Below are 17,744 nucleotides of genomic sequence, written 5' to 3'. Positions count from 1 at the left end.
CCAAGGAAGGCTCTCACCAACCCGCTTTACAGCAACACCTACAGGCAATCATTTTTTGGTGGAGGGGGCTGGATTCGAACCAGCGTACTCAGAGAGAACGGATTTACAGTCCGTCGCCTTTAACCACTCGGCCACCCCTCCAAAAAATCGACCGCGATTATCGCGGTTTATGTCATCAACGTCAATGTCAACTGACATAAATTTGGTGCCGGGTATCGGAATCGAACTGATGACCTTCGCATTACAAGTGCGCTGCTCTACCAACTGAGCTAACCCGGCATTTCAGGAAGGCGCAACTATATCACTTTTTTTGGGATGTGATCTAGTGCTTTTATGAATTTTTTTATTTTTTGTTGAAAAAATTGCATTCAAAATGAAGCATCGGCTAAACACCGAGCACAGCAGCCTTACTTCACTACTTTAAGGTGTGACTTTTTCGCTTGCGCATCCACCGCAGACGCTACCGGGGACACCATTTTTTCAGGCGCTGGCGGCACACCATCCACAACTTCAAAAAACATACCTTGCCCATTCTCCCTGGCAAATACGCCTCCGATCCGGTTTATCGGGACATAAATATGTTGCGCAACGCCATTAAAGCGTGCAGAGAATACAACCGCATCATTATCAATATGCAAATCTTTAACAGCGGTGTAGTTCACATTCAGCACAATCTCGCCATTTTTGACATAAGCCATCGGCACACGCGTCTGCGCATCCACTTTGACCAGCAAATGCGGCGTCAGATTATTATCCAGACACCATTCATGTATGGCGCGAATCAAATAAGCCGTGGTCGGAATCAATGTACTCATGTTGGACTTCCTTAAAAAAACAGCGCGAATATGGATTCGCGCTGTTTATGCATGACTGATGTTATTTACGCATCGCCTTTTCAGAGGGCGTCATAGCCTCTGCATACATTGGGCGCGAGAACAAACGCTCGGCATACTTGAGCAATGGCGAAGCCTGGTTTGGCAACTCAATGCCATAATGCCCTAAACGCCATAACAATGGCGTGATCGCCACATCCAGCATGGAGTACTCGTCGCCCATCAGGTAGTTTTGCTTGCCAAAAATCGGCACCAACTGCGTCAGGTTATCGCGAATGACCTTGCGTGCACGATCCGCGGTTTCCTGATTATCAGATTCAACATCCTTGATATGACTGAACAAGTCTTTTTCAAAGTTATACAAGAACAGTCTTGCACGTGCGCGCATGACCGGGTCAGCTGGCATAAGCTGAGGATGCGGAAAACGCTCATCGATATACTCATTGATGATATTGGCTTCTGACAAGACCAGGTCACGCTCGACCAACACCGGCACTTCACCATACGGATTCAAAATGGCCAGATCTTCAGTTTTATTGGTCAAGTCCACATCAATGACTTCAAAGTCCATGCCCTTCTCGAACAGCACGATACGGCAACGGTGACTGTAAGGATCAACGGTACCCGAATACAATCTCATCATAATTTATTTTCCCTATAAAAAAAGACACCAAGGCCTCACGCCTTGGTGTCAGACTTGGTTGGCAATTAGCGAATATCTTTCCAGTATTCGGCTTTGATTTTTTTCACCAAGAAGAACAATCCTGACAGGAACAGCAACACTGCCACCCCAATCCACAAACGGGATTGTTTGGCTGGCTCTGCCATAAATGCGAGGAAGTTAGTCAGATCACCGACAAACTGGTCATACTCTTGCGGATTGAGCTTACCGGCTTTGTCCAGTTTAAGGGCGTGTGTTTCGTGATCGAGCACTTGCACGCCTTGCAACTCATATAGCACATGCGGCATGGCTACCTTGTCAAACACCAGGTTATTCCAGCCAGTGGGACGTGACTCATCCTTGTAAAAGCTGCGCAGATAGGCATACACCCAATCCGCACCACGCGCACGCACTTCAACGCTCAAATCAGGCGGTGCAGCACCAAACCATTTTTTCGCATCTTTAGGATTCATGCTAATGCGCATGGTTTCGCCCACCTTCTCACCGGCAAACAACAGATTGTCTTTAATCTCTTTGTCGGTCAGGCCAATGTCCTGCAAGCGGTTGTAACGCATGTAGTTGGCGCTGTGGCAATTCAGACAGTAATTTACAAAGATCTTGGCACCACGCTGCAATGACGCTTTATCCGTCATCTTGATTGGCGCCTTGACATCAATATGCACCTCATTTGCAAACGCCATCACTGACGCCAAGAGGGCCAGACCTGCAAAGGCCTGCAAAAACAATTTTTTCATCATTAGTATGTCACCCTTTCTGGCACAGGCTTGGTTTGATCTTTTTTGGTATACCAAGGCATCAAGACAAAGAATGCAAAGTACACCACTGAACAAATACGAGCCAACACAGTCGCGCGGTCTGCACGACCCATCCATGGTCCAAATTGACCCCAGACATCACCTGGCACGGTTCCCAGATAACCCAGGATCACGAAGCTGATCACAAAAGCAGCCAACCAGCGTTTGTACAACTTGCCACGGTAACGAATAGACTTCACCGGACTCTTGTCCAACCACGGCAAGAACGCAAAGGCCACGACTGACAAGCCCATGGCTACCACACCAGGGAATTGCGAGATACCGATAGGCGGCACTGCACGCAAAATGGAGTAGTAAGGCGTGAAATACCAGACTGGCGCAATATGCGGCGGTGTTTTCAAAGGATCTGCCGGAATAAAGTTATTCGCTTCGAGGAAGTAACCACCCATTTCAGGCATAAAGAACACAATCGCAAAAAACACCATCAGGAAGACAACTACACCCACCAGATCTTTCACAGAGTAGTAAGGGTGAAATGGAATGCCATCCAATGGAATACCGGTTGCCTTGTCTTTATAGGCCTTGATTTCAACGCCATCAGGGTTGTTAGAGCCCACTTCATGCAAAGCCACGATATGCACAGCAACCAGCCCCAGCAACACCAGCGGTAAGGCGATCACGTGGAAAGCAAAGAAACGGTTCAGGGTAGCATCGGAAACCAGATAGTCACCACGCAACCACTCAGACAAGTCAGGACCAATAAACGGCACAGTTGAGAACAGGTTCACAATCACCTGCGCACCCCAGTAAGACATTTGACCCCATGGCAGCAGGTAGCCAAAGAACGCTTCGCCCATCAGCACCAGGAAAATGCCCACACCAAACAACCAGATCAACTCACGCGGCGTGCGATAAGATCCGTAAATCAGGCCACGGAACATATGCAAATAGACCACCACAAAGAACATGGAGGCGCCGGTCGAGTGCATGTAACGGATAATGTTGCCGCCAAATACGTCCCGCATGATGTATTCCACCGAAGCAAAGGCCAACTCGGCATCCGGCTTGTAGTTCATGGTCAGAAAAATACCGGTGACAATTTGCAGCACCAGCACCAACAAAGCCAATGACCCGAAGAAATACCAGAAGTTGAAATTTTTCGGTGCGTAATACTCGGTAAGGTGTCCCTTGATGGTACTGGTCAGCGGGAATCTGGCATCAAACCAACCCAGTAAACCAGTGGCAGTTGTTTTTTTAGTCGTTGCCATGATAGTTAAGCCTCCGCCTTTTTGTCATCGCCAATCAGCAAGGTCGTGTCAGTCAGATATTGATGCGGCGGCACCAGCAGATTTTTTGGTGCCGGAGAGCCTTTGAACACACGGCCAGCCAAGTCAAATTTAGAGCCGTGGCAAGGACAAACAAAACCACCATCCCAGTCTGCTGTCATTGCAAAGTTGTCGTTTGGTGAACAACCCAGATGCGTACAGGTCCCCAACATGACCCCGAACTCTGGCTTGATAGAACGATCCTTGTTTTTACAATACTCAGGCTGTTGCGGCACCTCCAGATTCGGATCCGACAACTGGTCATCATGCTTGACCAACTTATCCAGCATTTCTGGCGTACGACGCACGATCCACACCGGTTGACCACGCCATTCAGCCGTCATTTTCTCGCCCGGCTTCAACTTGCTGATATCCACCTCGACAGGTGCGCCCGCCGCTTTGGCACGTTCACTTGGCAGCATGCTACCAACAAACGGTACCGCTACCGCAGCAACCCCAACAGCCCCGGTGGCGGCAGTCGCTTTCACCAAAAAATCGCGTTTTTGCAAATCCACCTCAGATGGCTGGCAAAACGACAAACAGTTGTTGTCAATTTTGTTTTCTGACATTGGCTTCCTTAATCTACCCTTTTGAGGTAACAGTGAGTATAAAACTTGAGTCGCGATTATACATTTTTCGCAGAAACAAGCCAAATTTATTTCAATAAGTCATTGATATTAATCAATTAAACAGGGTTACCCAACTCAACATAAACATGCTCCAAGCCATGCGTTTGTGCAAGCCACTGCCCAAGCGCCTGGACGCCATAACGCTCAGTGGCATGATGCCCGGCACTGAGGTAAGCCGTGCCTGATTCGCAGACGGTATGCCAGGTTTGCTCGGAGACTTCACCACTGATAAACAGGTCCACGCCAGCAGTGACCGCCTGTTGAATATAAGATTGGGCAGCGCCAGTACACCAGGAGACAGTGTGTACTAACTTATCAGGGGCCCCAAGCACTTGTGGCTGCCGCCCCAATCGTTGGGCAACATGCTCTGCCACCTGCGCCAGCGACATCGGTTGCGGCAAGGTGGTCACAGGCAGCATATTCTTATCATCGAGATAGCGTGTCACCGGCCAGCCGAACACCTGTCCCAGTTGCACATTGTTTCCCACCTGCGGATGTGCATCTAGCGGCAGGTGATACGCCAGCAGGCTGATATCATGTGTGAGCAAGCGCTTGAGGCGCTGACGCTTGAGCCCAGTCACCTCTGCTGGCTCGCCACGCCAGAAATAGCCATGATGCACTAGAATCGCATCCGCATTGGCGGCAATGGCCGCCTCAATCAGCGCCTGACTGGCAGTCACGCCACTGATAATGCGCCGCACTTGGGGCCGCCCCTCCACCTGCAAGCCGTTGGGGCAATAGTCCTGGAATTTGCTTACTTGCAAAAAATTAGCCAATTCACTAACAAGAAGATTCAATTCCATCTCTGAGTCTCATATACTAGTCGTTGTTAAAGACATTCACTTATTGCACATTTCTCTTTTGGCATCTATGCGACATCTCTGGTCTATCTTCTCACAAGCAGTCACCGTTTGTCTGGGCATTTTGTTTGTCTTAAAACTTTTTTATCCCACCCTGCTCACGCAACCCGTGAACAAAACCCTGGTGATCAAGGAAACGGCCGCCACTAGCCAGGCCATGGTCGCGAAGTCCGGCTACCGCAATGCCGTGAGCAAGGCCATGCCCTCAGTGGTGAATATTTTCACCACTGCCCGCATGAGCCAGGATCCACACCGCGCATTGAAGAATGACCCATTGTTTCGTCATTTTTTCGGTGATGAAATTGAAGAAGAGGATGAACAACCTGAAAACAGCCTCGGTAGCGGCGTGATTGTCAGTGCCGATGGCCTGATCCTGACCAATAACCATGTGATTAGCTCAGCCGATCAAATTGAAGTTGCGCTTAGCGATGGCAGCAAGTCCTCAGCCACAGTGGTCGGGACCGATCCCGAGACCGATCTGGCCGTACTCAAAATAGACCGCAAACAACTTCCCGCCATTACATTCAGCAATAGTGACCAGATGAAGGTAGGGGATGTCGTCCTGGCAATTGGCAACCCGTTTGGCGTTGGACAAACCGTGACCCAAGGCATTATTAGCGCACTGGGACGCAACCATCTGGGCATCAATACATTTGAGAACTTTATTCAAACCGATGCCTCCATTAACCCTGGCAACTCCGGTGGCGCGCTGATCGATGTCAACGGCAACCTGATCGGCATCAATAGTGCCATTTATTCCCGCAATGGCGGCAGCATGGGGATAGGCTTTGCTATTCCGGTCAGCATCGCCAAACAGGTCATGGAACAAATTACCTTTAATGGGTCGGTGACGCGTGGCTGGATAGGCATAGAAGCGCAAGACATTACCCCAGAACTCGCGGAATCCTTTAACCTTAAGAATGTCAACGGCTCCTTGATTGCCGGTGTGTTGTTAGACAGTCCGGCTGATCGCGCCGGCTTGCGTCCTGGCGACATCCTGATTGCCATCGACAACAAACCTGTGTCTGACAGCCAGGCAATGCTAAATATAATCGCCATGCTCAAGCCACGTGACAAGGCAACATTGGCAATCTTGCGCGCAGGCAAGAAAATGGAGATCAGCCTGATCGTAGGTAAGCGCCCACTGCCAAGCAAAGTAGCGCAATAACTAGAAAGTGGAATTAAGTTGGTGTAGCACTGTCTGCTGGCGATTGCGGCAACCAGCGAACCACCAGCAGGCCCAGCTCATAGAGCAACCACAACGGGATGGCCAGCATGCATTGAGAGACAATGTCTGGTGGCGTAAAAATGGCGCCCAACACAAAAGCGCCTACGATTACATAAGAGCGCGCCTCCTTGAGTTGCGCCAAAGTCACCCACCCCATCAATGATAACAATATGACGGCGATGGGCACTTCAAACGCAAAGCCAAACGCCAGAAACATGCCGATGACAAAGTCGAGATACTCAGCAATATCCGTCATCACCGCGACACCCGCCGGCGCACTGCCCACCAGAAAGCCAAACACAACCGGGAACACGGCAAAATAGGCAAAGGCCATGCCCATAAAGAATAACCCGATGGCCGCCGCAAGCAGGGGCCGAATCAATCGTTTTTCATGTGCGTATAACCCCGGTGCGATAAATGCCCAGCACTGATAAATCATCCATGGCAACGCGATCAAAAAGGCTGCCATCATGGTCACTTTCATCGGCACAAAGAAGGGCGTGGTGACTGCTGTCGCTATCATTTGCGCCCCTTGCGGCAACTTTGCCAGCAAGGGTGCCGCCAGCAAATGATAAATGCGGTCAGCAAACGGAAATAAAGCCACAAAAATGACCAGCCAGCCCGCAACCGCACGCAACAAACGGTTACGCAGCTCAATCAGGTGGGAAATAAAACTTTCAGTAGGCGTCATAATTTATAAAGCGCGATCAAACTACAAACGCTTAGAGGATGGGTTCATTCGGTGGCGTATCGTTTGCCGTCTTCGCCGCCTGCCGTGCGCGGCGCTGTCTCGGCTTTGCCGCAGGGGCTTCTGCAAATAACTCGGCTTGTGGCGCTGGCGCAGATTCAGAAACCACCAATGCGCTAGGCACTGCTGCTTCAGCAGGCTGCTCATCGTTCACCGGTGATGACTTGCGTTGACGTGGTTTGCGTGACGGTTTAACCGGCTCAACAACCTTCTCTGGCTGGACACTGGTTTCGGCGATCGAATTCTCAGGCAAAATATGCTGTGCCGCATCGTCATATACCGACTGCAAGCCCGATTTTACTTCGTCTTGCAGTTGTTGCAACTCGGCAAACCTGGCTTCACGATTAACCTCATCTTTTACCTGGCTGACAAAGCGTTGCATGCGCCCAAAAAAAGCGCCCGCAGTGCGGGCGACTTTAGGCAGTTTTTCCGGCCCGATCACCACCAAGGCAACCAGCGCAATCACCAGTAATTCTGAAAACGAAATATCAAACACAATCGGTCAGTACTCACTTACTTTTGTCAGAAATCTCATCAGGCTTAGAACCTTCTTTGCCGTCATTCATTGCTTTTTTAAACTCATTGACCGCGCCACCTACATCACCGCCAATATTACGCAGCTTTTTGGTACCAAACACCAGCACCACGATCAGTAACACGATCAGCCAATGCCATAAACTGAATGAACCCATTGCAATCTCCTTAACGCGTCAACTTTTAAGCGGCAGGCCCGCCACCAAAGACATGCAGATGGATATGGAACACTTCCTGGCCACCCTCACGCCCGACATTCATCACTGTTTTATAGCCAACCAACCCTTGCTCAGCAGCCAGCTTGGCACCCAGCAACATCATTTTACCAAGGAGCGCCTGATGCTCAGCAGTACATTCTTTAAGCGTTTCAATATGTGCTTTGGGGACAATCAGAAAATGCACCCGCGCCAGTGGCCGAATATCATGAAATGCGATGACCTCGTCATCTTCATACAGCAATTTCGCCGGAATAGTGCCAGCAACAATTTTACAAAAAATGCAGTCTGCACTCATTCTTTTCTGCTCGCTTTCTCAACGATGCCCGACAGCCCTTCACGCCGCGCAAGCTCATTAAGCACATCCTGCGCCTGCAAGCCGGCATGACTTAACATCACCAGGGTATGAAACCATAAATCGGCGGTTTCATAAATCAGCTCTTCCTTGTTGCCGCCTTTGGCCGCAATCACTGTTTCCGTCGCTTCTTCACCCACTTTTTTGAGGATGCTGTCCATGCCTTTGGCATAGAGTTTGGCGACATAGGAGCTGGCCGGATCGGCACTTTTACGCGCTTCCAGCAACTCAGACAAGCGGCTTAATACGTCATCACTCATGGTAAATCGCTTTCGGATCTTTGAGCACAGGCTCTACAGTCACCCAGGTATCGCCCTGTAATTGCTGAAAGAAACAGTTATGCCTACCTGTGTGACAGGCGATGCCACCCAATTGTTCGACCGTGATCAGCACGACATCATTATCGCAATCGAGACGAATGTCGTGCACGATTTGCGTGTGCCCAGACTCTTCACCTTTATGCCACAGTTTGTTGCGCGAGCGCGAATAGTAAACCGCATGACCAGAGTCCCTAGTCAATTGCAAGGCTTCGCGGTTCATCCAGGCAAACATGAGAATTTTACCGGTGTCTTTTTCCTGGGCGATGACCGGCACCAAGCCTTCTGCCGTCCAGGCCACTTGCTCCAGCCAGCTCATCGCACTTCTATCCCATGTTCACGCATATAGTCTTTCGCTTGCTGCACAGTGAATTCACCATAGTGAAAAATACTGGCAGCCAGAACAGCGTCGGCGCCACCAACGGTGACACCCTCCACCAGATGTTGCAGATTCCCCACGCCGCCGGAAGCAATCAATGGCACATCCACTGCTTCGCTGATCGCTTTGTTGAGCGGGTTATTAAATCCGATTTTGGTCCCATCGCGGTCCATGCTGGTGACCAGCAACTCACCGGCCCCCAGACTCACCATCTTTTGCGCCCATTTGACGGCATCGAGACCGGTCGGATTACGCCCGCCATGGGTGAACACTTCCCACTCAAACGGCTGGTTATCCACTTTTTTGGCATCAATCGCAACCACTATACATTGCGAACCAAAACGACCGGCAGTATCTTCAACCACTTGCGGATTAACCACGGCAGTGGTGTTGATGCTTACTTTATCGGCCCCCGCATTCAGCAGCCGACGCACATCTTCAACCTTGCGCACGCCGCCACCGACGGTTAACGGGATAAAGATCTGCTCGGCCACACGCTCAATAATGTGCAGAATCAAGTCACGATTGTCTGAGCTGGCGGTAATATCCAGAAACGTCAGTTCGTCCGCGCCCTGGTCGTTGTAGCGCTGTGCGATTTCCACCGGATCGCCTGCATCGCGCAATTCCAGAAAGTTCACGCCTTTGACGACACGTCCGTCAGTCACATCCAGGCAAGGAATAATGCGTTTGGCGCAGCCCATTTTTATTGACCACTCAGCTGGTCAGCTAATGCTTGCGCAGCAGAAAAGTCCAGTGTACCTTCATAAATGGCGCGGCCGGTAATGGCACCCATGATGCCTTCATCCTGCACGGCGCACAAGTTGCGCACATCATCCAGATTGGTCACCCCGCCACTGGCGATCACCGGAATCGTTAATGCCTGCGCCAATGCTACAGTCGCTTCAATATTCACGCCGGTCAACATGCCATCCCGGCCGATATCCGTGTAGACAATACTTTCCACACCGTAATCTTCAAATTTCTTCGCCAGGTCAATCACGTCATGCCCCGTCAACTTGGACCAGCCATCCACGGCTACTTTGCCGTCTTTGGCATCCAGCCCCACCATGATCTGGCCTGGGAAAGCGTAGCAGGCCTCATGCAGAAAACCCGGATTCTTCACAGCGGCGGTCCCAATAATGACATAGCTGATACCATCATCCAGATAGCGCTCTATCGTATCCAGATCACGGATGCCACCGCCCAATTGAATAGGGATATCCCCACCTATTGCAGCCACAATAGACTTGATCGCACCTTCATTGACAGGCTTGCCCGCAAAGGCCCCATTCAAGTCCACCAGGTGTAAACGCTTACCGCCTTTATCTGCCCAATGTCTGGCCATCGCTGCAGGATCTTCGGAAAATACGGTGGACTCTTCCATCAGTCCCTGCTTCAAACGCACGCAGTGGCCATCTTTTAAATCAATTGCTGGAATGATTAACATGTTGTTTTCAGTAGATAAATAACGAGTAGTGACTAAAACGACTGTAGCCCGTCTTAGGGCTTCCAGTTTACAAAATTACGTAAAAGTTGCAAGCCTGCACTGGCGCTCTTTTCCGGGTGAAACTGCACGGCAAATACATTGTCACGTGCAATCGCGCCGGTAAAATCAAATGGATAGGCGGTGGTCGCAGCGGTCAATGCCGTCTCATCCGGGACCACATAGTAGCTATGCACGTAGTAAAAACGGGCCTGGTCAGGAATCTCCTGCCACAAGGCATGCGGCTGAGTCTGATGTACCTGGCTCCAGCCCATGTGCGGGACCTTGAGCTTTTCACCATGCACATCCACCATTTTTGCCTGAGGAAAGCGCTTGACCTCGCCGGCATACACGCCTAGCCCAGGCACATTGCCTTCTTCAGAATGCTCAAACAACATTTGCAAACCAATACAAATGCCGAGGAAAGGCTTTTGCTGTGTTGCATCAAGCACTGCCTGGCGCAAATTGCGCGCATCCAGTTCACGAATGCAATCCGGCATGGCGCCCTGCCCCGGAAACACTACCCGCTCCGCCTGGGCAATTTGCGCAGGATCGCTGGTGACTGCAACCGTGGTATCAGGCGCTACCGCTTTGAAAGCATTGGCAACTGAACGGAGGTTTCCCATGCCATAATCAACAATGGCGACTTGCAAACGATTCATCATAAACAATCGGGCTATAACGCACCTTTGGTTGATGGCATCAAGCCGGCCATGCGAGGATCCTGGGTGGCCGCCATACGCAAGGCACGGCCAAACGCTTTAAAAATCGTTTCCGCCTGGTGATGAGCGTTTTGGCCTTTGAGATTATCAATGTGCAGCGTGACCAGTGCATGATTGACAAAGCCCTGGAAAAATTCGTGAATCAGATCTACATCAAACTCACCGATCATGGCACGCGTAAAGGTGCAATCAAACGCCAAGCCCGGACGACCGGACAAATCCAGCGCCACACGGCTCAAGGCTTCATCCAGCGGGACATAGCTATGCCCGTAGCGCGTCAAGCCTTTTTTGTCGCCCAACGCTTTGCTGAATGCCTGACCCAAGGTAATCCCAATATCTTCAACCGTATGGTGGGCATCAATATGCAAATCCCCCTTGGCATGCACTTTCAGATCTATCATGCCATGACGGGCGATTTGATCCAGCATGTGATCCAAAAAGCCCAGCCCACTGTCCAGTTCAGACTGCCCTGTACCATCGAGATTAATCGACACAGTAATTTTGGTTTCTAGCGTATTACGCGTAACTTCGGCTTGACGTGACATATGAGAGAGGAAGGTGATCACTGAGAGTTTGCAAGTATTACACGCATTTTACAGCAAGTCTTGGCAGACAGGCAAAACCAGTTGTGAAAAACAAAAAAGCAGCCCAATGGACTGCTTTTTTGAATCGTGCATTTATCAGAAATAAAAGCGGATTATTTTGCTTCTTCAGTCGCTGGTGCAGCTTCTGCAGCAGGCGCTTCAGCGGCTGGAGCAGCTTCTTCAGCAGCAGGTGCTTCGGCAGCAGGCGCCTCAGCAGCTGGGGCAGCCTCTTCAGCAGCTGGTGCTTCTGCAGCAGGCGCAGCTTCTTCAGATTTTTTACCCAACAAAGAGAATACCAATACTGCAGCAACTGCAGCAATAATCCATGGCAGCAACTTGTTACCACCTTTAGCAGCACCAGCACCTGCACCGTGTGCAATTTTGGTGATTTCTGTTGCAGCAGCAGCAGGATCAGCAGCACCGTAGATCGCTGCACCAGCAACGACGATATCAGCACCAGCGTCAACCACTTGTTTAGTCGTTGCAGCTTTTACACCACCAGCCACAGACACTTTAGCGCCTGTTTTCAGACCGGACACCAAGCCCAAGTCAGCGAATGGAGTTTGACCAGCCGCTTGTTGGTCCAAGCCAGTGTGCACGCCGATGATGTGTGCACCCAACTTAACAACTTCCAGCGTACGGGCTTTTTTGTCTTTTACGTTGATCAGGTCGATTTGCGCTTCTTTGCCATATTTGTTGGCAGCATCAATCACGCCTTTGATGGTACCGATGTCAGCAGTGCCCAAAACGGTACAAATGTCAGCACCTGCTTTGTAGAATGGCTCAGCTTCGTAGAAGCCAGCATCCATGGTTTTCAGGTCAACCAAAATTTTGTTGTTAGGGAATTTTGCACGCAGTGCTTTCAACAGTTCGATACCGTTGTGCTTGATGCAAGGGGTACCGATTTCCAAGATATCAACGTGTGGCGCCACTTTAGCTGCTAAAGCGATCGTCGCGTCAAAATCCAATGAGTCCAATGCCATCTGGGTTTGTGCCATTTTTCTTCCTCCGAGTTTGCTCTATTTTCAATCCAATGAATCTATGCGCAGCAATCATGCAAACGCAACCGTCACTGCACATTATGTACAATAGGGTGCATCATAACCGGATTTGCCACACAATGACAATATTCGCTGGATATTTTTATGTGCGATTACAATCAATTAACCGCGATTAGCCCGTAATTTAGTACAAATCCCGCGCTTTTGACGACATCAGGCTTGCACAAGCGCACGTATTGCCTGCATCAAGGCCTGATTTTGCGACTCGTTGCCGATGGTAATCCGTAAAAAATCAGAAATTCTGGCTGGTTTTTTGAAATGGCGGACGATCACGGCGCGTTCACGCAGCCCTGCGGCCAACTGCTCACCCACATACGCCGGGTGACGGGTAAAAATAAAGTTTGCCCCGGAAGGCAACACTTCAAATCCCAACGCTTCTAGTGCACTGACCAGGCTGGTACGCGACGTGATGACCTGTTGACGCGTTTGCTGAAAGTAAGCTTCATCCTGCAATGCCGCAATGGCACCCGCCTCGGCAAAACGATCAATCGGATATGAGTTAAAGCTGTCCTTGACCCGGATTAATGCCTCAATCAACGCGGCATTGCCCAACGCATAGCCCACGCGCAAGCCTGCTAACGAACGTGATTTCGAATAGGTATGCGTCACCAGCAGATTTGGGTAACGATGAATCAGTGCGACCGCGGATTCGGTGCCAAAGTCAACATAGGCCTCATCGACCACCACCACAGATTGCGTATTGTGGGCCAGCAAGCGCTCAATTTCGCTTAATGGCAGCGGAATGCCGGTTGGCGCGTTGGGGTTAGGGAAAATAATCCCGCCATTGGGGCGCAAATAATCGTCTATCGCCACTTCAAACTGCGCATTGAGCGCAACCGTTTCAAAGTGGATGCCGTACAAGCCGCAGTAGACCGGATAGAAACTGTAACTAATATCAGGAAACAACAAAGGCAAGTCGTGCTTGAGCAAGGCCTGAAACACGTGCGCCAACACCTCATCGGAACCGTTGCCGACAAACACCTGATTGGCTTGCAGCCCATGATATTCAGCCAACGCCGCCTTGAGGCGACTGGAATCCGGATCGGGATACAGGCGCAAACTGTCTGCAGCTTCTGCCTGCAAGGCAGCAATCACCTTGGGGCTGGGACCATAAGGATTTTCATTGGTATTAAGCTTGACCAGATTTTGCAACTTGGGCTGTTCGCCCGGCACATAAGGGGTCAACTCATGAACAATCTTGCTCCAATATTGACTCATGGCTGCCTCTTATTTCAAGCGATACTCAGCACTACGCGCGTGCGCCTGCAGGCCTTCGCCATACGCCAACGTCGCAGCAATCTTGCCCAGTGTTTGCGCCCCCGCAGACGACACCATAATCAGGCTTGAACGCTTCTGGAAATCATAGACCCCCAACGGCGAACTGAATCGGGCGGTACGTGAAGTCGGCAGCACATGGTTTGGGCCGGCGCAATAATCGCCCAGCGCCTCACAGGTGTCACGCCCCATGAAGATCGCCCCGGCATGCTTGATCTGCTTGCTAAAGGCCAAGGCATCATCCATGGATAACTCCAGGTGTTCTGGCGCGATGTAGTTACAAATCTCGGCGGCCTCAGCCAGGTCCTTTACTTGTATCAGTGCACCCCGGTTTTGCAGCGAGGTACGAATAATCTCCTGGCGCGGCATGTCGACCACCTGACGGGCAATACTGGCCTCCACCTGATCCAGAAATTCTGCGCTTGGCGACAGCAATATCGCCTGAGCCAACTCGTCATGTTCCGCCTGACTGAACAGATCCATGGCTGTCCAATCTGGATTGCTCTTGCCATCGCTGATGACCAGAATCTCAGAAGGACCTGCCACCATATCAATACCGACGACCCCGAACACCCGACGCTTGGCCGCAGCCACATAGGCATTGCCTGGCCCGACAATTTTGTCTACCTGTGGCACGGTTTCAGTGCCATATGCCATCGCCCCCACGGCTTGTGCACCGCCAATACAGAACACGCGATCCACGCCACAGACCGCTGCCGCAGCCAGCACCAATGAATTTTTCTCGCCATTCGGTGTAGGCACAACCATCACCAAATCTTGCACACCCGCCACCTTGGCAGGGATCGCATTCATCAGCACAGAAGAAGGATAAGCCGCCTTACCGCCAGGCACATACAAACCCACGCGATCCAACGCCGTCACCTGTTGACCAAGCAAGGTGCCATCAGCCTCGGTATATTGCCAGGACTGCATGACCTGCTTTTCGTGATAGCTACGCACCCGGTCAGCTGCTGCCTGCAAAGCCTCGCGCTGTGCCGCCGGCAGGCTGGTTAAGGCCGCTTGCAACTCCGCTTGAGGAATTTCCAATGCAGCCAGACTGGAGGCATTGGTTTTATCAAAGCGGTTGGTATATTCAAGCACAGCTGCATCGCCGCGTGCCTTCACATCCTTGAGAATGTTGGCGACCACCAGGTCTATGCTGTCATCTTGCGCGGTCTCAAAAGCCAGCAATGCCTTCAATTCGGCATCAAAGCCCTGATCCTGTGTATTTAAGCGTTTAATCTTCATCATTTTCTAAACATTAATCTTTGCGGACAGCGCCCGCAAAGCTATCAATAATCGGCTGCAACAAAGGCCGATTCACTTTGTAAGAGGCCTGATTGACCACCAGCCGTGAGCTGATGGCGCCAATCTCTTCTACTGCTTTGAGCTTGTTGGCGCGTAAAGTTCCACCGGTGCTGACCAAATCCACAATCGCATCGGCCAAGCCGACCAACGGGCCCAATTCCATCGAGCCATAAAGCTTGATCAAATCCACATGCATGCCTTTGGCGGCAAAATGCTCGCGTGCAGTTTTCACATACTTGGTCACCACCTTGAGGCGCGCGCCCTGACGGATGCTGGCTTCATAATCGAAGTCATCACGCACCGCCACCATCATTTTGCAGCGCGCAATATTCAAGTCCAGCGGTTGATACAGGCCTTCTCCACCATGCTCATCCAGGACATCCTTACCGGCAATACCAATATCTGCTGCACCATATTGCACATAAGTGGGCACATCGGTCGCACGGACGATCACCAACCGGACATCCTCACGGTTGGTAGGCAAAATCAGTTTGCGTGAGGACTCAGGGTCTTCTAATGCCTGAATCCCTGCTGCGGCCAACAAGGGCGTGGTTTCCTCAAAAATACGCCCCTTGCTGAGTGCGATAGTAATCATGATTAATTCGATCTGCGCACTTTGGCGCCCAGTTGATTCAATTTTTCTTCGAGTTTTTCGTAGCCGCGGTCCAGATGGTAAATACGATCTATCACGGTTTCCCCCTCAGCGACCAGGCCAGCCAGAACCAAGCCGGCAGACGCACGCAAATCGGTGGCCATTACATTTGCGCCTTCCAGTACGGAGACACCTTTCACCAATGCAGTATTGCCCTGCACATCAATATTGGCCCCCATGCGCTGCAACTCTTGCACATGCATGAAGCGGTTTTCAAAAATGGTTTCAATCACCGTAGATACGCCCTCTGCCACCGTATTCATGGCCATGAACTGTGCCTGCATATCGGTAGGAAACGCAGGATGCGGCGCCGTACGCACATTGACGGCTTTGAGTTTGCCATCACTTTTGACCGTAATACTGTTCGCGTCATGACTGATTTGGGCACCGGCTTCACGCAGTTTTTCGATCACCGCCTCCAGCAAATCAGGACGTGCGTTTTTCAAGGTCACTTCACCACCGGTCATGGCAGCGGCCACCATATAGGTGCCGGCTTCAATACGATCACACACTATATGATGCTGTGCGCCAAGCAAACGCTCCACCCCTTCGATGGTAATCGTGTCTGTGCCAGCGCCTTTAATGTTGGCACCCATTTTATTCAGGCACTCGGCCAGATCAACCACCTCAGGTTCTTTGGCAGCGTTTTCCAGCACCGTCGTGCCCTGCGCCAGCGCAGCGGCCATCATGAGGTTTTCGGTACCGGTAACAGTGACCAGATCCATATAATACTTAGCGCCTTGCAGGCGGCGGTTAGGCAAGTGCAAGGTGCTGGCCTGGATGTAACCGTGCGTGATATGCATGGCAGCCCCCATGGCTTGCAGACCTTTGATATGCAAATCGACCGGACGCGAACCAATGGCGCATCCGCCAGGCAAAGACACGCGGGCAGTACCAAAACGCGCCAGCAATGGTCCTAACACCAGGATAGATGCACGCATGGTTTTCACCATGTCATAGGTGGCTTCAAACGAGGCCACATCGCTGGCATCCATTATGACCTGATCCGCCTGTTTGCTGACCTTGACGCCCATGGTGTCCAGCAGCTTCAGCGTAGACGCCACATCACGTAATTCAGGCACCCCCGTGAGCGTAAAAGGCGTTTCCGCCAGCAAGCCAGCGCACAAAATTGGCAACGCGGCATTCTTGGCGCCAGACACGACGACTTCGCCGTGCAAAGGCACGCCACCTTCAATAATCAGTTTATCCAAAATTACGCTTTCGCCAACAGTTCTTGCAATTCACCACTCTGGTACATACTGCGCATAATGTCGGCGCCGCCGATAAACTCCCCGCCTACATACAGTTGCGGGATAGTCGGCCAGTTAGCAAATTGTTTGATGCCTTCACGCACCTCCATGTCTTGCAACACGTCTACCGCAACAAACTCAGCACCACAGGCGTTGAGGATTTGCGCAGCCACGCTTGAAAAACCGCATTGCGGAAACTTGGGGCTACCTTTCATATACAGCACCACCTTGTTGCTGGTCACTGTCTCTTTGATTTTTGCTTGTACATCCATGATTCATCACTCCATCGTGTTAAGAACGCTTCAGGCCTGCAGTTGCTGCCATTGCGTCGGGGTATAGGTTTGCATAGACAGCGCATGGATTTCAGCGCGCATCCGGTCTCCCAGTGCGGCATAGACAAGCTGGTGCTGCTGCACCATGCGTTTACCTTCAAATGCCGGACTGACTATCACCGCATCAAAATGCGTGCCGTCATCGCCATTGACTTTCAGGTAATCGCACTCCAACCCGTTGCGGATATAAGCCTCTAATTGCGCTGCTGTTAACACA

Annotated in this window: 24 protein-coding genes and 2 tRNA genes; 1 reads left to right on the top strand and 25 read right to left on the bottom strand. The window is 51.1% G+C overall.

Annotated elements, in window-relative coordinates:
- Nucleotides 1-56: 56 nt before the first annotated feature.
- The 8 genes from Q9292_RS04895 to Q9292_RS04860 all read right to left on the bottom strand — a co-directional run bounded on the left by Q9292_RS04895 (nt 57) and on the right by Q9292_RS04860 (nt 5,027).
- Nucleotides 57-141: transfer RNA gene (locus Q9292_RS04895), tRNA-Tyr, on the bottom strand.
- 62 nt (nt 142-203) lie between these two features.
- Nucleotides 204-279 (bottom strand) — tRNA-Thr (locus Q9292_RS04890).
- Nucleotides 280-407: 128 nt separating this feature from the next.
- Nucleotides 408-815 carry a ClpXP protease specificity-enhancing factor gene (locus Q9292_RS04885; RefSeq protein WP_194748745.1) on the bottom strand — a complete coding sequence of 136 codons (408 nt, stop codon included), beginning with the start codon at nt 813-815 and terminating at the stop codon, nt 408-410.
- A gap of 61 nt (nt 816-876) precedes the next feature.
- Nucleotides 877-1,476, bottom strand: a complete 600-nt coding sequence (locus tag Q9292_RS04880; protein WP_194748746.1) for a glutathione S-transferase N-terminal domain-containing protein — start codon at nt 1,474-1,476, stop codon at nt 877-879.
- Between the two features lie 65 nt (nt 1,477-1,541).
- Nucleotides 1,542-2,252 carry a cytochrome c1 gene (locus Q9292_RS04875; RefSeq protein WP_313985429.1) on the bottom strand — a complete coding sequence of 237 codons (711 nt, stop codon included), beginning with the start codon at nt 2,250-2,252 and terminating at the stop codon, nt 1,542-1,544.
- The gene (locus tag Q9292_RS04870) at nt 2,252-3,538 is read right to left on the bottom strand and encodes a cytochrome b (protein WP_275357632.1); all 1,287 of its coding nucleotides are present in this window, start codon (nt 3,536-3,538) and stop codon (nt 2,252-2,254) included. Before Q9292_RS04870 ends, Q9292_RS04875 begins: the two co-directional genes overlap by 1 nt.
- Nucleotides 3,539-3,543: 5 nt before the next feature.
- Nucleotides 3,544-4,164 carry a ubiquinol-cytochrome c reductase iron-sulfur subunit gene (petA, locus tag Q9292_RS04865; RefSeq protein WP_194748749.1) on the bottom strand — a complete coding sequence of 207 codons (621 nt, stop codon included), beginning with the start codon at nt 4,162-4,164 and terminating at the stop codon, nt 3,544-3,546.
- Nucleotides 4,165-4,280: 116 nt separating this feature from the next.
- Complete coding sequence (locus tag Q9292_RS04860; RefSeq protein WP_313985422.1) at nt 4,281-5,027, bottom strand: Nif3-like dinuclear metal center hexameric protein; 747 nt, start codon at nt 5,025-5,027, stop codon at nt 4,281-4,283.
- A gap of 67 nt (nt 5,028-5,094) precedes the next feature.
- Here Q9292_RS04860 and Q9292_RS04855 point away from each other — a divergent pair, with 67 nt between their 5' ends.
- Nucleotides 5,095-6,252: a S1C family serine protease gene (locus tag Q9292_RS04855; protein ID WP_194748751.1), complete on the top strand. Its 1,158-nt coding sequence runs from the start codon at nt 5,095-5,097 to the stop codon at nt 6,250-6,252.
- A gap of 13 nt (nt 6,253-6,265) precedes the next feature.
- Here Q9292_RS04855 and tatC read toward each other — a convergent pair whose 3' ends face one another.
- From tatC to Q9292_RS04770, 17 genes are all read right to left on the bottom strand, one after another.
- Complete coding sequence (gene tatC / locus Q9292_RS04850) at nt 6,266-7,003, bottom strand: twin-arginine translocase subunit TatC (protein ID WP_194748752.1); 738 nt, start codon at nt 7,001-7,003, stop codon at nt 6,266-6,268.
- Between the two features lie 31 nt (nt 7,004-7,034).
- On the bottom strand, nt 7,035-7,556 hold the full coding sequence (gene tatB, locus Q9292_RS04845) for a Sec-independent protein translocase protein TatB (protein WP_194748753.1): 522 nt from the start codon (nt 7,554-7,556) through the stop codon (nt 7,035-7,037).
- Between the two features lie 13 nt (nt 7,557-7,569).
- Nucleotides 7,570-7,752, bottom strand: coding sequence for a Sec-independent protein translocase subunit TatA (gene tatA / locus Q9292_RS04840; protein WP_194748754.1), 183 nt, complete (start codon nt 7,750-7,752; stop codon nt 7,570-7,572).
- 25 nt (nt 7,753-7,777) lie between these two features.
- On the bottom strand, nt 7,778-8,107 hold the full coding sequence (locus Q9292_RS04835; RefSeq protein WP_194748755.1) for a histidine triad nucleotide-binding protein: 330 nt from the start codon (nt 8,105-8,107) through the stop codon (nt 7,778-7,780).
- Nucleotides 8,104-8,424, bottom strand: a complete 321-nt coding sequence (locus Q9292_RS04830) for a phosphoribosyl-ATP diphosphatase (protein WP_194748756.1) — start codon at nt 8,422-8,424, stop codon at nt 8,104-8,106. Before Q9292_RS04830 ends, Q9292_RS04835 begins: the two co-directional genes overlap by 4 nt.
- Nucleotides 8,417-8,800 (bottom strand): phosphoribosyl-AMP cyclohydrolase, encoded by a 384-nt coding sequence (gene hisI / locus Q9292_RS04825; RefSeq protein ID WP_194748757.1) that lies wholly within the window; start codon nt 8,798-8,800, stop codon nt 8,417-8,419. The genes Q9292_RS04830 and hisI overlap by 8 nt, the downstream gene beginning before the upstream one ends.
- Complete coding sequence (hisF, locus tag Q9292_RS04820) at nt 8,797-9,561, bottom strand: imidazole glycerol phosphate synthase subunit HisF (RefSeq protein ID WP_313985411.1); 765 nt, start codon at nt 9,559-9,561, stop codon at nt 8,797-8,799. The genes hisI and hisF overlap by 4 nt, the downstream gene beginning before the upstream one ends.
- 2 nt (nt 9,562-9,563) lie before the next feature.
- Complete coding sequence (hisA, locus tag Q9292_RS04815; RefSeq protein WP_194748759.1) at nt 9,564-10,307, bottom strand: 1-(5-phosphoribosyl)-5-[(5-phosphoribosylamino)methylideneamino]imidazole-4-carboxamide isomerase; 744 nt, start codon at nt 10,305-10,307, stop codon at nt 9,564-9,566.
- 53 nt (nt 10,308-10,360) lie between these two features.
- Nucleotides 10,361-11,005: an imidazole glycerol phosphate synthase subunit HisH gene (gene hisH, locus Q9292_RS04810; RefSeq protein ID WP_313985806.1), complete on the bottom strand. Its 645-nt coding sequence runs from the start codon at nt 11,003-11,005 to the stop codon at nt 10,361-10,363.
- A 14-nt stretch (nt 11,006-11,019) separates the two neighbouring features.
- A complete protein-coding gene (gene hisB / locus Q9292_RS04805; RefSeq protein ID WP_313985406.1) occupies nt 11,020-11,610 on the bottom strand; it encodes an imidazoleglycerol-phosphate dehydratase HisB in 591 nt (196 codons plus the stop codon).
- 152 nt (nt 11,611-11,762) lie between these two features.
- Complete coding sequence (gene hxlA, locus Q9292_RS04800) at nt 11,763-12,647, bottom strand: 3-hexulose-6-phosphate synthase (protein ID WP_194748761.1); 885 nt, start codon at nt 12,645-12,647, stop codon at nt 11,763-11,765.
- Nucleotides 12,648-12,863: 216 nt separating this feature from the next.
- The gene (gene hisC / locus Q9292_RS04795) at nt 12,864-13,928 is read right to left on the bottom strand and encodes a histidinol-phosphate transaminase (RefSeq protein ID WP_313985401.1); all 1,065 of its coding nucleotides are present in this window, start codon (nt 13,926-13,928) and stop codon (nt 12,864-12,866) included.
- Between the two features lie 9 nt (nt 13,929-13,937).
- On the bottom strand, nt 13,938-15,233 hold the full coding sequence (gene hisD, locus Q9292_RS04790) for a histidinol dehydrogenase (protein ID WP_313985803.1): 1,296 nt from the start codon (nt 15,231-15,233) through the stop codon (nt 13,938-13,940).
- A gap of 13 nt (nt 15,234-15,246) precedes the next feature.
- Complete coding sequence (gene hisG / locus Q9292_RS04785) at nt 15,247-15,888, bottom strand: ATP phosphoribosyltransferase (protein ID WP_275357652.1); 642 nt, start codon at nt 15,886-15,888, stop codon at nt 15,247-15,249.
- Nucleotides 15,889-15,890: 2 nt separating this feature from the next.
- Nucleotides 15,891-17,156: a UDP-N-acetylglucosamine 1-carboxyvinyltransferase gene (gene murA / locus Q9292_RS04780; protein ID WP_313985396.1), complete on the bottom strand. Its 1,266-nt coding sequence runs from the start codon at nt 17,154-17,156 to the stop codon at nt 15,891-15,893.
- Nucleotides 17,157-17,158: 2 nt separating this feature from the next.
- Nucleotides 17,159-17,467, bottom strand: coding sequence for a Grx4 family monothiol glutaredoxin (gene grxD, locus Q9292_RS04775; RefSeq protein WP_194748765.1), 309 nt, complete (start codon nt 17,465-17,467; stop codon nt 17,159-17,161).
- A 30-nt stretch (nt 17,468-17,497) separates the two neighbouring features.
- Nucleotides 17,498-17,743 carry a BolA family protein gene (locus tag Q9292_RS04770; protein WP_194748766.1) on the bottom strand — a complete coding sequence of 82 codons (246 nt, stop codon included), beginning with the start codon at nt 17,741-17,743 and terminating at the stop codon, nt 17,498-17,500.
- Nucleotide 17,744: the final 1 nt, after the last annotated feature.

It is taken from the genome of Methylophilus sp. VKM B-3414 (assembly GCF_032248435.1).
In the GTDB taxonomy this organism is placed as follows: Bacteria; Pseudomonadota; Gammaproteobacteria; order Burkholderiales; family Methylophilaceae; genus Methylophilus; species Methylophilus glucosoxydans.
This window is presented reverse-complemented; position numbering and strand designations above follow the sequence as displayed.

Excerpts from the sequence above, each read along its gene's own strand:
- Q9292_RS04855 (WP_194748751.1), top strand. The coding sequence starts at position 5,095 with ATGCGACATCTCTGGTCTATCTTCTCACAAGCAGTCACCGTTTGTCTG.
- Q9292_RS04875 (WP_313985429.1), bottom strand. The coding sequence starts at position 2,252 with ATGATGAAAAAATTGTTTTTGCAGGCCTTTGCAGGTCTGGCCCTCTTG.
- hisC (WP_313985401.1), bottom strand. The coding sequence starts at position 13,928 with ATGAGTCAATATTGGAGCAAGATTGTTCATGAGTTGACCCCTTATGTG.
- hisH (WP_313985806.1), bottom strand. The coding sequence starts at position 11,005 with ATGAATCGTTTGCAAGTCGCCATTGTTGATTATGGCATGGGAAACCTC.
- hxlA (WP_194748761.1), bottom strand. The coding sequence starts at position 12,647 with ATGGCACAAACCCAGATGGCATTGGACTCATTGGATTTTGACGCGACG.
- Q9292_RS04835 (WP_194748755.1), bottom strand. The coding sequence starts at position 8,107 with ATGAGTGCAGACTGCATTTTTTGTAAAATTGTTGCTGGCACTATTCCG.
- hisD (WP_313985803.1), bottom strand. The coding sequence starts at position 15,233 with ATGAAGATTAAACGCTTAAATACACAGGATCAGGGCTTTGATGCCGAA.
- tatA (WP_194748754.1), bottom strand. The coding sequence starts at position 7,752 with ATGGGTTCATTCAGTTTATGGCATTGGCTGATCGTGTTACTGATCGTG.
- hisF (WP_313985411.1), bottom strand. The coding sequence starts at position 9,561 with ATGGGCTGCGCCAAACGCATTATTCCTTGCCTGGATGTGACTGACGGA.
- tatC (WP_194748752.1), bottom strand. The coding sequence starts at position 7,003 with ATGACGCCTACTGAAAGTTTTATTTCCCACCTGATTGAGCTGCGTAAC.
- Q9292_RS04870 (WP_275357632.1), bottom strand. The coding sequence starts at position 3,538 with ATGGCAACGACTAAAAAAACAACTGCCACTGGTTTACTGGGTTGGTTT.
- petA (WP_194748749.1), bottom strand. The coding sequence starts at position 4,164 with ATGTCAGAAAACAAAATTGACAACAACTGTTTGTCGTTTTGCCAGCCA.
- hisB (WP_313985406.1), bottom strand. The coding sequence starts at position 11,610 with ATGTCACGTCAAGCCGAAGTTACGCGTAATACGCTAGAAACCAAAATT.
- hisG (WP_275357652.1), bottom strand. The coding sequence starts at position 15,888 with ATGATTACTATCGCACTCAGCAAGGGGCGTATTTTTGAGGAAACCACG.
- hisI (WP_194748757.1), bottom strand. The coding sequence starts at position 8,800 with ATGAGCTGGCTGGAGCAAGTGGCCTGGACGGCAGAAGGCTTGGTGCCG.
- hisA (WP_194748759.1), bottom strand. The coding sequence starts at position 10,307 with ATGTTAATCATTCCAGCAATTGATTTAAAAGATGGCCACTGCGTGCGT.
- Q9292_RS04880 (WP_194748746.1), bottom strand. The coding sequence starts at position 1,476 with ATGATGAGATTGTATTCGGGTACCGTTGATCCTTACAGTCACCGTTGC.
- Q9292_RS04830 (WP_194748756.1), bottom strand. The coding sequence starts at position 8,424 with ATGAGTGATGACGTATTAAGCCGCTTGTCTGAGTTGCTGGAAGCGCGT.
- Q9292_RS04885 (WP_194748745.1), bottom strand. The coding sequence starts at position 815 with ATGAGTACATTGATTCCGACCACGGCTTATTTGATTCGCGCCATACAT.
- grxD (WP_194748765.1), bottom strand. The coding sequence starts at position 17,467 with ATGGATGTACAAGCAAAAATCAAAGAGACAGTGACCAGCAACAAGGTG.
- Q9292_RS04860 (WP_313985422.1), bottom strand. The coding sequence starts at position 5,027 with ATGGAATTGAATCTTCTTGTTAGTGAATTGGCTAATTTTTTGCAAGTA.